Below are 13,775 nucleotides of genomic sequence, written 5' to 3'. Positions count from 1 at the left end.
CTTACACGTTCGGCCCGTTCGCCGCGACAGCGGGCTATGACCAGTGGAATCCCACCATCGGCACCGGCACCGGCACCATGAAGAAGGCCGTGGTAGGCGCCAGCTATGCCTTCGGCCCGGCCAAGATCATGGGCGGCTACCGCTGGGGCCAGAACAGGAACGCGGCCGATGTCCTGATCCAGCGCGACGACTTCTACTGGATCGGCGCCAACTACCAGGTCACGCCGGCGCTCGCGCTTACGCTCGAGTACAACTACGACGATCTCAAGAACCTTTACGGCAACACGAGCGTGGCCAACCCGTGGCAGATCTCCTTCGTGGCCGACTACTCGCTGTCCAAACGCACCGATCTTTACCTGACCACGGCCTATGCCAAGAACGCCGGCTTGATGCTCGAGTCGCTGGCGACCTTCTATGCCAACAGCCTGTCGCTGGGTAACAGCTATGTCCTCGGTAACGGTCAGAGCAACATGCTTGGCGTCGCCTTAGGCGTCCGGCACAGGTTTTAAGTGCGCGGGGAGCGTGATAGAGCATTCTTCTGTTGCGATTCTGCGCCAGCCCGCCTTGCCCGGCCGGCGCAACACGACGCGCAAGCCCGGGCAACGGGTGAAGGATTGCCTCTGAGGCAGCGGACAATATGCGGTCAGTTGCTCTCAGCCGGAAGAACGAGGGTCGCGCCATGCCTACCAAGCCGGGAACGCGCCATGCAGGCGAAGCCCAGGGACCCGTGAAGCCCATCGCGCTCGCATTGCAGGGCGGAGGCGCCCATGGCGCCTTTGCCTGGGGCGTACTTGACCGCCTGCTCGAAGACGAACGGCTCGCCATCGAAGGCGTGAGCGCCACCAGCGCCGGCGCGATGAATGCCGTGGTACTCGCCTACGGCTTGCTCAAGGGGGGCCCGCCTGGCGCCCGCACCGCGCTGCACAACTTCTGGCAAGACGTTGCCAGCACCGCGCGGATCTACAGCCCGTTCCGCAAACTGCCATGGGACGTCTGGACGGGTCGCGGCTATGGGCTCGACAGCTCGCCGATGTACCTGCTGACCGACCTGCTGCTGCGCGTACTCTCCCCCTACCAGTTCAATCCTTTCAACTTCAACCCGCTGGGCGACGTTCTTGCCAACCATGTCGATTTCGACGCCCTGAGCCGGGATTGCCCGATCCAGCTCTACCTGTGCGCAACCAATGTCGAGACCGGCAAGGTGCGCCTGTTCTCGCACGAGGAAATCTGCCTGAAGGCGGTGCTGGCCTCGGCCTGCCTGCCGTCCCTGTTCCAGGCCGTGGAGATCGACGGCCAGCACTACTGGGACGGCGGCTATGTCGGCAACCCCGCCATCTTTCCACTGATCTATCACTGCGCCACGCGGGATGTTGTGATCGTCCATATCAACCCGGTCGTTCGCAAAGGCGTGCCAAAGACCGCGGCGGAGATTCTCAATCGCATCAACGAAGTCAGTTTCAATTCTTCGTTGATCCGCGAGCTTCGTGCGATCAGCTTCGTCACCAGTCTCATCCAGGACGGCAAGGTAGACCGGACCGAGATGAAGGAGATGCTGATCCACGCAATCCGCTCGGACCAGACCATGGCGGCGCTCGGCGTGTCCAGCAAGTTCAATGCGGACTGGGACTTTCTTTGCCACCTGCGCGACCAGGGCCACAATGAGGCCGAGCATTGGCTGGCGCAGAACTACAGCGCAATCGGCGAACGCTGCAGCGTCGACTTGCGCAAGGAATTCCTTTAATGGGCTCACGTCCAAGGCGTGCGCTCGATGCCGTGTTCCGCGACGGGGACCGCATCATGGCGCTCGAAACGCCCTTCGCCGCGACGATCTGCAGGATGGTCAGCGAAGGCCTCGGCGTCAGCCTGGTAAACCCATCGTCAGCCGTACGATGAGGTTCCCGGGCGTGGTGGCCATCCCGTTCAAGCCCGACATCCCGTTCCGCAGCCACATGCCGCGCGCACAGCCGGCGCCGCGCGGCACGTACGCCAACTATTTCGCTGCCCGCATGCGAGCGGCCTTCGACGCGGTGTAACGCAGGGGCGAGGCTTACTGTCCGCCGACCGTCGCGTCGACCCGATACACCGCCCCGCTGGTCGCCGAAGTGCCTGCGTCCGCCAGCACATAGAGCGCCTGCGCGGCATCCACGCCAAAGGAATACACGCTGCCGGGGATCGTGACGCTCCAGTCGACCTGCTCGGCCGCGCCACCGTCGCGGAACACGAAGCTCGCGAGCCTGCCGGTGCACAGGTCCGCATGGAAGTAGCGCCCTTGCAGCGTCAGCAGCGCATCGTCCCGGTACACATAGCCGCCGACGATGGCGCAGCCGCCGGCATCATGGCTGTACTCGAACACCGGCATGGTCAGCCCGGCCGTATCGCACGTGGCGGCGCCCACGCAAGCAGTGCCCTCCATGCGGTTCCAGCCGTAGTTCAGCCCGCCACTGGTGGCCGCCGCCACGTCGACTTCCTCGCGCTGGTTCTGGCCGACATCCGCGATATACAACTGTCCGGCATCGAAGGCGAAGCGCCAGGGGTTGCGCAGTCCGTATGCCCAGATCTCGCCGCGCCTGCCGGACTGGCCGGCGAACGGATTGCCGACAGGAATGCCATAGGGCTGGCCGGACGCGCCGCTGACATCTATGCGCAGCACTTTGCCGAGCAGCACGCCGAGGTTCTGCGCATTGCCGGACGGATCGCCCCCGCCGCCGCCATCGCCGGTGCCGATATAGAGCATCCCGTCGGGGCCGAACGCCAGCTGGCCGCCGTTGTGGTTCTGGAAGTTGCTGTGCGGGATCGACAGCAACACCGTACCGGTTGTGTCGGCAACGTCGGGATTGCTCGCGGAAACCTGGTAGCGCGCTACGGTGATGGCGCCGTTGTTATCGGTGTAGTAGACGAAGAAGCGGCCGTTGCTGGCATAGGCCGGATCGAATGCCATCGACAGCAGGCCGCGTTCGCCGTCGGTGGTGGTCAGTGCATCGATGTCGAGGAAGGGCGTGCCCAGCAGCGAGCCGTTGCGCACGACGCGGATGCGCCCGGCGCGCTCCACGATGAACAGGCGCGCGTCGCCCGCGGGCGCGGTGAGATAAATCGGCTCGGCCAGGCCGCCTGCCACTTGCGTCAGCGACAGGCGCACCGGCTGTGGCGAGCCATAGACGACGTTTGCCGTGGCGCCCGCGCCGGTGCCGACGCTCACCGACTGGGCCGGCGGCTGCGGCTGGTATTGGCTGGTCCCGGCGAGCACATCGGTAGCGCTGACCGTATAGGTGCCGGTGGCAAGGTTGGACAGCGTCGTCGACTGGGCGACGGCCTGGCGGTATTCCCCCGGACCGGTCACCGTGACCGCCGCCGGCGTGCCGGACGGCAGGCCAGTTACTGTCAACGACAACGTTCCCGGACCTCCGCCGCTACCGCCGGCGTTGCCGGAACTGCCCCCATCGCCGCCACCGCCGCCGCACGCCGCCAGACCCAGGCAGCAGGCAAGAAGCCATTGGCACAGCGAAGTTCTTAATGAGACTGACATGATGCGCTCCTGCCACCCCGGCGCCAGCAGCCACGCAAGAACCGCTCCATGCCGTGGCAAGGTTTGCCTGCGCTACCCCTTGCTGCCCCGCCATACTTGCAGCGGATCCCAGGCCGGCGCCGCGTCTTCCGGCCGCGGCAAGTCCTGCGCCTGCTCCATCATGGCCTCGGCCCGCGCCTGGAGCTTGTCCAGGCAGCGCGACAGCACGCGCGCTTCTTCGGCGCTCAGGCATGCCGCCAGCTCGCGGTTGAAGGCACGCGCCAGCGCAAAGGCGCGGCGGTAGACCGCTTCGCCTTTCTCCGTCAGCGTGAACGCTGCGGCGCGCCGGTCCTGCGCGCGCGCCTCGCGCCGCACCAGGCCGCGTTCGACCAGCGCGTGGACGGCCCGGCTGGCCAGCACCTTGTCCAGGCCGGCACTTTGCGCCAACTCGGTCAGCCGCGTGCCCGGCTGCTCACCCAGAAAGGCAATCATGCGCCATTCGCGCCGGGTAACGCCAGCCCTGGCGCGCAGGTGCAGCCCGGCGCCGCCCAGCGCCACGCGGTTCAGGTGATAGACCCGGTAGTTGATGAAATCGCTTAGCCGTTCGGGCCGCTGCAGCCGGCTGCCGCCGTCGTCATGTGTCATGCGACATCCGCGAATTAGTTGACTTTGTCAATTATATCGACGGATGTTAGCGTGCCACCCATACCAAATGACAACCCCGACGAGGAGACCCCCGTGAGCCCCCGCAACTGCCTTCCCCGCCTTGCCGCCTGCCTGGCGGCCATTGCCACTGCCTGGGCGCTGCCCGCCGGCGCGCAGTCGGAGCGCCCGCTGCGCATTCTGGTCGGCTACCCCGCCGGTGGCACCGCCGACCTGGCCGCGCGCCTGGTCGGCGACAAGCTGCGCGAGACGCTGAACCAGAACGTCGTGGTGGAGAACAAGCCGGGCGCCGGCGGCCGGCTGGTGATGGACTATGCGCGCACGCAGCCCGCCGACGGCCATACGCTGGTGGTTGCCAATTCCGCAGTGATGACGATCGCGCCGCTGGTCTACCGCAAGCTCAACTACGACATCCAGCGCGACTTTGTCCCGGTGGCGCAGGCAGCCAACTTCCAGCTCGCGCTGGCCACCGGCCCCGGCAGCCCGGCGCGCTCGCTCAAGGATTACGTGGCGTGGCTCAAGGCAGGCCCCCAGAACAACTCCTATGCCTCGCCGGCGCTGGGCAGCATCCCGCATTTCTTCGGGCTGATGATCGGCAAGCAGGTCGGCGTGGAGATGCTGCATGTGCCGTTCAACGGCTCGGCGCCGCTGATGAGCGCGCTGGTGGGCGGTCAGGTGCCTGCCTCGGTCGATACACTGGCCGACCTGACCGAGATGCACCGCGCCGGCAAGGTGCGCGTGCTGGCCACTTCCGGCACGCAGCGCTCGGTGGCGCTGCCCAATGTGCCGACCTTCACCGAGCTGGGCTACAAGGGCATCGAGGGCGAAGGCCGCTACGGCGTGCTGGCGCCCGCCGGCACGCCGCGCCCGGTGCTGGACAAGCTCAACGCCGCCATCGTCAAGGCAGTGCAGTCGCCCGACGTGCGCGACAAGTTCCTGAAATTGGGGCTGGAACCGGCCACGGGTACTGCCGACGCGTTTGCCGGCCTGCTGAAGGCGGACGCTGCCAGGTGGACGCCAGTGGTGAAGGCCTCCGGCTATACCGGCGACTGACAAGCCGTAGCGAGCCACCATGCCGATCCGCAATACCCTGTTCATCATGTGCGACCAGTTGCGCCGCGACCACCTGGGCTGCTACGGGCACCCCACGCTGCGCACGCGCAATATCGACGCGCTGGCCGCGCGCGGCGTGCGTTTCGACCGCGCCTTCGTCACCTCCGGCGTCTGTGGCCCCAGCCGCATGAGCTTCTACACCGGCCGCTACGTCAGCAGCCACGGCGCCACCTGGAACCGCGTGCCGCTGTCGGTCGGCGAAGTCACGCTGGGCGAGTACCTGAAGGACAGCGGCCGCGCGCTGGCGCTGGCGGGCAAGACCCACGTGATGCCCGACAACGCCAACCTGAAGCGCCTGCACCTGGACGGCGGCACCGAGCTGGAGACGCTGCTGCGCAGCGGCCATTTCACCGAAGTCGACCGCCACGACGGCCACCATGCCGAGCCGCGCGGCGCCTATGCCGACTGGCTGCGCCGGCAAGGCTACGACAGCGCCGACCCGTGGACCGACTACGTCATCAGCGCCGAGAACGCGCATGGCGAGATCGTCTCCGGCTGGCACATGCGCAATGCCGGCCTGCCCGCGCGCGTGGCCGAGCCGCACTCCGAGACGGCGTACACCGTCGACCAGGCCATGCAGTACATCGGCGCACGCGGCGACGAGCCATGGGTGCTGCACCTGTCGCTGGTCAAGCCGCACTGGCCATACCTTGCGCCCGCACCCTATCACGGCGCGTACAAGCTCGACGACTGCCTGCCGCTGCGCCGCCATGCCGCCGAGCTGGAGGATCCGCACCCGGTGCTGTCGGCGTACCGCACGCAGGAGGAATGCGCCAACTTCATGCGCCAGGAAGTGTCGGATACGGTGCGCCCCGCCTATCAGGGCCTGATCCAGCAGATCGACGATCGCCTCGGCCTGCTGTGGAACCAGCTGGAACGCCTTGGCCGATGGCAGGACACGCTGATCGTCTTTACTGCCGACCATGGCGACTTCCTCGGCGACCACTGGCTGGGCGAGAAGGAACAGTTCTACGACACCGTGCAGAACGTGCCGCTGATCGTCTACGATCCCTCTCCCGAGGCCGATGCCACCCGCGGCAGCGCGCGGCAGGACATGGTGTCGGCTGTCGACGTGGTGCCGACGGTGCTCGACGCTCTGGGGCTGCCGCCCGCCGGCCACCGCATCGAAGGCCGTTCGCTGCTGGACCTGACCCGCTCGCGCGGTGCAGGGCAATGGCGCGATTTTGTCGTTTCAGAACTCGACTACGCCTACCGCGGCGCACGGGTCGCGCTGGGCCGCCACCCGGGCGAGTGCCGAGCCTGGATGGTGCGTGACGCACGCTGGAAATATGTCCACTGGCAAGGCTTCCGGCCACAGCTGTTCGACCTGGAAAACGATCCGGACGAGTACTTCGACCTGGGCGCAGACCCCGGCCATGAAGCTGTGCGCAATGCCATGCGGCTACGGCTGCTGGACTGGTTCTGCACACTCAAGCCGCGCGTGACCGTGACCAATGAGGAAGTCGCGGCCAAGACCAGCGTGTACAAGCAGGCTGGCGTGTTCTTCGGCGTGTGGTGAGCCCGGCGGGTACGGAACCTGCAAACGCATGGGCGTCCGCACTCACCGCATCCCGCCATGAATCCTGTCACGCTGATTGGCGCCCCCACCGACGTCGGGGCCGGCACGCGCGGCTGCTCGATGGGCCCCGAGGCGCTGCGCGTCGCCGGCCTGGCACAGGCGCTGTCACGCAACAACCTGCTGGTCGAAGACGCCGGCAACCTGGCCGGCCCCGCCAATCCGTGGCAACCGCCGCAGGACGGCATGCGCCACCTCGACGAAGTCGTGGCGTGGAACCGTGCCGTTTATGACACCTGCCTCGGCACGCTGCAGGCGGGCCGGCTGCCACTGCTGATGGGCGGCGACCATTGCCTGGCGATCGGCTCGATCAGCGCCGCGGCGCGCCATTGCCGCGATACCGGCAAGACCCTGATGGTGCTGTGGCTCGATGCGCACGCCGACGCCAATATCGGCGCCACCACGCCCACCGGCAACATGCATGGCATGCCGGTGGCCTGCCTGTGCGGGCACGGCCCTGCGCCGCTGACCACGCTGGCCGGCGCGACGCCGGCGGTGGAGCGCAGCGCGATCCGGCAGATCGGCATCCGCAGCGTCGATGCGGCGGAAAAGCGCCGCCTGCACGAACTGCAGCTGGCGGTGTACGACATGCGCTACATCGACGAGAACGGCATGCGCCACACCATGCAGCAGGCGCTGTCCGGCATCGACGCGCAGACGCACCTGCACGTCAGCTTCGACGTGGATTTCCTGGACGGCGTGATCGCGCCTGGCGTGGGCACCGCCGTGCCGGGCGGACCGACCTACCGCGAGACCCAGCTCTGCATGGAAATGATCGCCGATACCGGCCGGCTGGCATCGCTCGACGTGATGGAGCTGAACCCGGCCTGCGACGTGCGCAACCAGACCGGGCAACTGGCAGTGGACCTGGTGGAAAGCCTGTTCGGAAAATCGACGCTGTGGCGTCCGCCGCCCGCCTGAAAAAGTTGCACGGCGTGCCTGTCGATACTGCAACGCCATGCCGCTTGCGGCACCCGGGCGCCCGCGGGGCGCGCGAACCGGCGCTGCCGCAGGCCGGCGGGCGGTGGCGTACCCCTTGCAACACCGGTAATCAGGCCCACCATTCGGGCCGGCAACCGGAGCGATCATGAAGAACATCTGGATCCTTGTGGCGGACGAATCCGTCGCCCGCGTCTTTGCCTCGCATGCAGACGCCGCCCCGCTGGCGGTGGTGGAAGAAATTACCGATGCCGCCGCGCACGCTGACCGCGCCGACCTGCGCCGCGACGCCTACGGCCGGCGTGGCCAGGCCGCCTCGCAAGGCGATGCCGGTCACCCCGGCGCGCACCAGGTCGGCCCGTCCACGGTGACGTCGTCCGCGGGCGAGGATGAACTGCACCAGGAAGCACAGCTGTTCGCGCACCGCGTCGCGGACCTCCTGGCGGACGCGCGCAACAAGCAGCGCTATGAAGAACTCGTGCTGATCGCGGCGCCGCGCTTCCTGGGGCTGCTGCGCAAGACCTTGCCGGCTTCCGTCACCGGCGTGGTGACGCGCGAGATCGGCAAGGACTTGATCAACATTCCCAACAACGAGCTGCAGCAAAGGCTGGCCGACGAAGGCGTGGTACCGGCGCGCCGCGATGAACGCGTGAATATGGGAAGGGACCGCTAAGGACTGCGCCGCTAAGGACTGCGCCGGCGTAGCGGCCGACCGCACGCCGGTGCGGTCAGCCGCGCACGGCAGCGCGCGCTTAGCGCGCGGTACCCGAGCCGCTGGTCGAGCCGCTGGAGCCGCTGGACGTGCCGCCAGGGCTGGTGGTGCTGGTCGCGCCGGACGTGCCGGGTGAAGTGCTGGAGCTCGGCGAGCCATAGCCGCTGCGGCTGCGTTGCTGTTCAGACACCGAGCCGGAACCCGACAGCGATCCCGATCCGCTGGTGCTGCCGGTCGCGGTGCAGCCAGCCAGGAAGCCAAGCGAGGCGAGCAATGCAGTGCCGAGGCGTAGCGTCGTTTTCATGTGGTCCTCCGTCTTGCAGGTTGCGGCCGGGCCTTGCATCGACGCAGAACCGGCCGGCGAGCGCGCTGGAATCGCCGCTCCGCTGCGTCATTACGCAACTGACGTACCAGTAGTCGGAGGCGATGCCAGCAATGGGCTACCGTTGCCCGACCAGTGGCGGGAAAGGACCGGATTCCGGGCTTGCTGCAGTCAGAAGTGCGCGGCGGGTAAAACTTACCGCGCGGCCGGGTGTCGTGTAGTTCAACGCTTACAGAAAGGCGATCCTAGCGCCTGAGCGTCCATTTGTACGCGTAGCGGTCCGGGCGGAACAGCAGTTCGGCGCAGAGCAGCGGCGTGCCATCGATATCGTACGGGGTGGAACGCACCCGCAGCAGCGGCTCGCCCTCGGCGACGCCCAGGCGCCTGGCCACTTCAGCCGGCGCGGCCACGGCGGATGCCTCCATCGTCGATTCCTTGATGCGGTAGCCGAGCCGGCTTTCGAGCACTGACATCGCGTCATTGGTCTCCAGGTCTTCCTGTACCAGCCTGCGCATCGCCGGCTCGCGCCCAAGCAGCGTGAAATACGCCACCGGCGCATCGTCCCAGAAGCGCACCGTCGACACGCTCAACACCTTCTCAGCGGGTTCCAGGTCGAGCACGCGCGACACGAACGCCGGGGCGCGAACCAGCTTGACCGACGCCAGCTTGCCGTATGCCAGCTGGCCGCGGGCACGGGCGGTTTCGTAGAAGCCCGTCAGCGCGCCAAGGCTCGGCGTGTCGGTGGGGCGCGTGACGAAGCTGCCCTTGCCGTTGACCTTTTCGATCAGCCCGGCATTGTGCAGGCCAGACAAGGCCTGGCGCACAGTGATCCGGCTCACGGCGAATTCCGTCATCAGCTCGGCCTCGGACGGCAGCTTGGCGCCCGGACCCAGCTGGTTGCGGACGATCCGCTCCCGGATCTCGTTCTCGATTTCCTTGAATTTTGGCAGCGCCACGTTGTGTTCCGCCTGGCGGCGGCTCCAATGGGGGGAATCAGGGATTATACCTATCATGACAGGTCAGGTCGCAAACCCGGTTGACCTGTTATAACAGGTCATGGCAGTATCGCATCGCCAGCGCATGCCAGCGCCCCGGTTTTCTCGAACCGATCACGGCCGCCCGTACCGCACGGGAGCACGCACACCTAACAAGCCACCCAAGGAGACAACCCATGCCAGCCACCGCCCTGACCCTCAGCCCGGAGGCCTTCCGCGCGCAAGACCCGGCCTCCTGGCCGTTCACCGTGCGCCGCTGCACGCCCACCATTGGCGCCGAAGTCGAAGGCATCGATTTCCGCGAAACCCTGGATGAAGGCACCTACCTGGCGCTGCGCGCCGCGCTGCTGACGCACAAGGTGCTGTTCTTCCGCAAGCAGGCGATCACGCCGGCGCAGCACGTGGCCGTCGCGCGCCGCTTTGGCGAACTCGAAGTGCATCCGATGTTCACCAACCATCCCGAGCATCCCGAGCTGGTGGTGTTCGGCCGCGATGGTGAAAAGCGCGGTCGCGAGAACCTGTACCACTCCGATGTGTCCTGGCGCGAGATTCCCTCGATGGGCTCGATGCTGCGCTGCATTACCTGCCCCGAGGTGGGCGGCGACACCATCTGGATCAACATGGCCGCGGCTTATGAAAAACTGCCCGAGGACGTGAAGGCGCGCATTGCCAACCTGAAGGCGGTCCATGACGCGATGCCCGCCTTTGGCGCCGCGCTGTCCGACGAAAAGTATGAAGAAATGCGCGCCAAGTACCCGCCGATGGTGCACCCGGTGGTGCGCACCCATCCGGAAACCGGCGAGAAGATTCTCTTCGTCAACGAGGCCTTCACCACGCATTTCGCCAACTTCGTCAAGGAACAGTCCTACCGCATCGGCTCGGACTATCGCCCGGCCGAACTGGACCTGCTGCAATACCTGTACCGCCAGGCGGCGGCGCCCGAATACCAGGTGCGCCTGCGCTGGCAGCCCGACACCATCGCCCTGTGGGACAACCGCTCCACGCAGCACTACGCGGTGCAGGACTACTTCCCTGCCGTGCGCCACATGAACCGCGCCACCATCATCGGCGAGCGTCCGGTATGAGCGGCCCTTCCCCATCGATTTCTCCATCGATCTGCGAGGCAAACCCGATGAAACTCGTCGACAAGTTCTACATCAACGGCCAGTGGGTGCAACCCGCCGCGGGCGCGGCCCAGGCCGATCTCATCGATCCGGCCACCGAGTCGGTGGCGGGCAAGGTCGCCATGGGCACGGCTGCGGACGTGGACCATGCGGTAGCCGCCGCGCGCGCAGCCTTTCCGGCGTGGTCGGCGTCCACCCGCGAGGACCGCATCGCCCTGCTCGAACGCATCATGGCCGCATACAAGGCACGTCTGGGCGACCTGGCGCAGGCGGTGCGGCAGGAGATCGGCGCGCCGATCACCGTTGCCACCAACCTGCAGGCCGCGATCGGCCTGGCGCAATTGCAGGCCACGGTGCAGGCGCTGCGCGAGTTCGAATTCGAAAGCCAGCGCGGCAAGAGCTATCTCCTGCGCGAAGCCATCGGCGTGGCGGCGCTGATCACGCCCTGGAACTGGCCGCTGAACCAGATCGCCGCCAAGGTGGCCCCGGCGCTGGCGGCGGGCTGCACCGTGGTGCTCAAGCCATCGGAAATCGCGCCGCTCGACGCAAGGATCTTTGCCGAGATCATGGATGCCGCCGGCACGCCGCCGGGTGTATTCAACATGGTCTTCGGCGAAGGCCGCGTGGTCGGCACGGCGCTGTCGTCGCACCGCGATGTCGACATGGTCTCGATCACCGGCTCGACCCGCGCCGGCGTCGAGGTGGCGGTCAGCGCCGCGCCGACGGTCAAGCGCGTGACGCAGGAACTTGGCGGCAAGTCGCCGCTGGTGATCCTGGATGACGCCGACCTGCAGGCCGCCGTGACCAGCGGCGTCGCCCAGGTGATGCTGAACTCCGGGCAGACCTGCATCGCACCGACCCGCATGCTGGTGCCGCGCGCGCAGTATGAACAGGCGGTGCGGATCGCCGCCGCGGCGGCCAACGCGGTCACGGTCGGCGACCCCGCCGATGCGCAGACCAGGATGGGGCCGATCTCGAACCGCGCGCAGTACGAGAAGGTGCAGCGGCTGATCGGCATCGGCATCGAGGAAGGGGCGCGCGTGGCCGCCGGCGGCCCGGGCCGTCCCGACGGGATCGCGCAAGGTTTCTATGCCCGTCCGACCATCTTTGCCGACGTGCGCAACGACATGACCATTGCGCGCGAGGAGATCTTCGGGCCGGTCCTCTGCATACTGCCTTACGACACGGAAGACGACGCCGTGGCCATCGCCAACGATACGGAATTCGGCCTGGCTGCGTATATCGCGTCGTCCAACCCCGAGCGGACCCGCAAGCTGGCCGCGCGTCTGCGCGCCGGCAGCGTGCGTATCAATGGCGCATCCATGGACATCTCGGTGCCGTTCGGCGGCTACAAGGCCTCGGGCAACGGTCGCGAGTTCGGCCCGGAAGGCATCGCCGAGTATCTCGAAACCAAGACCGTCACCGGCTGACCGCCGTTAAAGCCCGGCCAGGTGCGCTCAGGCGGCCTTGCCGGGCGGGGGATGGACGTCCTGCCGCCATTGTCTGACACCAGCAGTCGGCGACGTCCGACAGCCACGCGCCACGGGCCAGCTATCTTTCATAGACAGCGCCAGGCCTTTTGCCGAAGGCGCCTGGATATGGCGACCGTTCCCGACCCCGCTCCCTCCCCGATCCCGCATGCCGAGCCGCCCGCCCCTGCCGAAGTAGACGGGCCGGCAGCGCCGGCCGACGCCCCGATGGTGGCAGTCGCGCCCGCCACAGTGTCCGCGGCGCTGCAGCGTGCCAGCACGGCGCTGGTCGTGCTGGCAGTGCTGTTCTCGCTCTATGCCGTGCATCTCGCCCGCGATTTCCTGGTGCCGGTGGTGATTGCAGTCGTGCTCGCCTACCTGCTCGACCCGGTGGTGTCCGCGCTGCAGCGGCTGGGCGTACCGCGCGTGGCGGCCGGCACTGTAGTGCTGCTGGCGCTGCTGTGCGCGCTGCTCATCGGCGCGTACCTGTTGCAAGGCCAGGTGGAGTCCATCGTCAACAGCCTGCCCGAGGTTGCCAGCAAGCTGTCGCGCTCGGTCGGCGCCCTGCTGAGCGGCGACGATTCGATGTGGCAGAAGGTCCGGCGCGCCGCCACCATGCTCAGCGGCGCCGGGCAGCCGCCGGTGCGCGTACCGCACGTGGTGGTCGACCACTCGGGGGACCAGATCAACAGCATGCTGCTGGCCGGTTCAGTGAGCATCTTCACCATGGCCGGCCAGGCAGTAGTAGTGGTGTTCCTGCTGTACTTCCTGCTGCTGGCGGGCGACACCTTCAAGCGCAAATTCATCAAGATGGTCGGCAATACCATCTCCGAAAAGAAAATCAGCGTGCACATGCTGGACGAGGTCAACCGCTCGATCCAGCGTTACATGGGCATGCTCCTGGCGACCAATGCGGCGCTGGGGGTCTGTACCTGGCTGCTGCTGAAATGGCTGGGAGTCAATAATGCGGGCAGTTGGTCGATCGCCGCGGCGGCGCTGCACCTGGTGCCCTACTTTGGCGCGATGGCGATCGCGGTGTGCCTGGGCATGGTGACGTTCATGCAGTTCGGCACGCTGGGGATGGCTGCGGCAGCCGCGGGCGGTTCGCTGCTGATCGCCACGCTGATCGGCTCGCTCGTCACCACCTGGATGACCGGGCGCATGGCCAGGATGAATGCCGTCGCGGTGTTCGTCGCGCTGCTGCTCTTCACTTGGCTGTGGGGCGTGTGGGGCATGCTGCTGGCGATCCCGTTGATCACCATCGCCAAGGTCGTGGCAGATCATATCGAAGGCCTGGAAGTGGTGGCGGAGTTCCTTGGCGAATAGTCGGTTCGCTTGCCCACGCGCCGGCGCAACGCCG

General features: G+C 67.1%; 14 protein-coding genes. 10 read left to right on the top strand and 4 right to left on the bottom strand.

Annotated features, from left to right (window positions below; all coding sequences use genetic code 11):
• The 3 genes from J8I34_RS24505 to J8I34_RS24495 form a co-directional block, all read left to right on the top strand.
• Positions 1 to 509: porin (locus J8I34_RS24505; RefSeq protein ID WP_209775666.1), on the top strand; the 509-nt coding region annotated here is incomplete at its 5' end.
• A gap of 170 nt (positions 510 to 679) precedes the next feature.
• Positions 680 to 1,741, top strand: a complete 1,062-nt coding sequence (locus J8I34_RS24500; RefSeq protein ID WP_209775665.1) for a patatin-like phospholipase family protein — start codon at positions 680 to 682, stop codon at positions 1,739 to 1,741.
• Between the two features lie 148 nt (positions 1,742 to 1,889).
• Positions 1,890 to 2,033: a hypothetical protein gene (locus J8I34_RS24495; RefSeq protein WP_198030887.1), complete on the top strand. Its 144-nt coding sequence runs from the start codon at positions 1,890 to 1,892 to the stop codon at positions 2,031 to 2,033.
• Between the two features lie 14 nt (positions 2,034 to 2,047).
• On the opposite strand, the gene J8I34_RS24490 is transcribed toward J8I34_RS24495, so the two are convergent.
• Positions 2,048 to 3,523, bottom strand: coding sequence for a PQQ-dependent sugar dehydrogenase (locus J8I34_RS24490; RefSeq protein WP_209807185.1), 1,476 nt, complete (start codon positions 3,521 to 3,523; stop codon positions 2,048 to 2,050).
• A 72-nt stretch (positions 3,524 to 3,595) separates the two neighbouring features.
• Positions 3,596 to 4,147, bottom strand: coding sequence for a MarR family winged helix-turn-helix transcriptional regulator (locus J8I34_RS24485; protein ID WP_209775663.1), 552 nt, complete (start codon positions 4,145 to 4,147; stop codon positions 3,596 to 3,598).
• A 93-nt stretch (positions 4,148 to 4,240) separates the two neighbouring features.
• On the opposite strand from J8I34_RS24485, the gene J8I34_RS24480 reads away from it, so the two are divergent.
• The 4 genes from J8I34_RS24480 to J8I34_RS24465 all read left to right on the top strand — a co-directional run bounded on the left by J8I34_RS24480 (position 4,241) and on the right by J8I34_RS24465 (position 8,466).
• Positions 4,241 to 5,218, top strand: coding sequence for a Bug family tripartite tricarboxylate transporter substrate binding protein (locus tag J8I34_RS24480; protein ID WP_209775662.1), 978 nt, complete (start codon positions 4,241 to 4,243; stop codon positions 5,216 to 5,218).
• Between the two features lie 19 nt (positions 5,219 to 5,237).
• Positions 5,238 to 6,797 (top strand): sulfatase-like hydrolase/transferase, encoded by a 1,560-nt coding sequence (locus tag J8I34_RS24475; protein ID WP_209775661.1) that lies wholly within the window; start codon positions 5,238 to 5,240, stop codon positions 6,795 to 6,797.
• A 57-nt stretch (positions 6,798 to 6,854) separates the two neighbouring features.
• Positions 6,855 to 7,775, top strand: a complete 921-nt coding sequence (gene rocF, locus J8I34_RS24470) for an arginase (protein ID WP_209775660.1) — start codon at positions 6,855 to 6,857, stop codon at positions 7,773 to 7,775.
• A 166-nt stretch (positions 7,776 to 7,941) separates the two neighbouring features.
• On the top strand, positions 7,942 to 8,466 hold the full coding sequence (locus J8I34_RS24465) for a host attachment protein (RefSeq protein ID WP_029049902.1): 525 nt from the start codon (positions 7,942 to 7,944) through the stop codon (positions 8,464 to 8,466).
• Positions 8,467 to 8,545: 79 nt separating this feature from the next.
• Here J8I34_RS24465 and J8I34_RS24460 read toward each other — a convergent pair whose 3' ends face one another.
• Together J8I34_RS24460 and J8I34_RS24455 are read right to left on the bottom strand one after the other, a co-directional pair.
• Positions 8,546 to 8,809, bottom strand: coding sequence for a hypothetical protein (locus J8I34_RS24460; protein ID WP_156914503.1), 264 nt, complete (start codon positions 8,807 to 8,809; stop codon positions 8,546 to 8,548).
• A 263-nt stretch (positions 8,810 to 9,072) separates the two neighbouring features.
• The gene (locus tag J8I34_RS24455) at positions 9,073 to 9,783 is read right to left on the bottom strand and encodes a GntR family transcriptional regulator (protein WP_209775659.1); all 711 of its coding nucleotides are present in this window, start codon (positions 9,781 to 9,783) and stop codon (positions 9,073 to 9,075) included.
• A 215-nt stretch (positions 9,784 to 9,998) separates the two neighbouring features.
• Between J8I34_RS24455 and J8I34_RS24450 the strand changes: the two genes are divergently transcribed.
• The 3 genes from J8I34_RS24450 (at position 9,999) to J8I34_RS24440 (ending at position 13,741) form a co-directional block, all read left to right on the top strand.
• Positions 9,999 to 10,907: a TauD/TfdA dioxygenase family protein gene (locus J8I34_RS24450; RefSeq protein ID WP_209807184.1), complete on the top strand. Its 909-nt coding sequence runs from the start codon at positions 9,999 to 10,001 to the stop codon at positions 10,905 to 10,907.
• 47 nt (positions 10,908 to 10,954) lie between these two features.
• Positions 10,955 to 12,376 carry an aldehyde dehydrogenase family protein gene (locus J8I34_RS24445; RefSeq protein WP_209775657.1) on the top strand — a complete coding sequence of 474 codons (1,422 nt, stop codon included), beginning with the start codon at positions 10,955 to 10,957 and terminating at the stop codon, positions 12,374 to 12,376.
• A gap of 168 nt (positions 12,377 to 12,544) precedes the next feature.
• On the top strand, positions 12,545 to 13,741 hold the full coding sequence (locus J8I34_RS24440; RefSeq protein ID WP_029049899.1) for an AI-2E family transporter: 1,197 nt from the start codon (positions 12,545 to 12,547) through the stop codon (positions 13,739 to 13,741).
• The last annotated feature ends 34 nt before the right edge of the window (positions 13,742 to 13,775 follow it).

This window comes from Cupriavidus phytohabitans, assembly GCF_017815025.1.
Classification (GTDB): domain Bacteria; phylum Pseudomonadota; class Gammaproteobacteria; order Burkholderiales; family Burkholderiaceae; genus Cupriavidus.
This window is presented reverse-complemented; position numbering and strand designations above follow the sequence as displayed.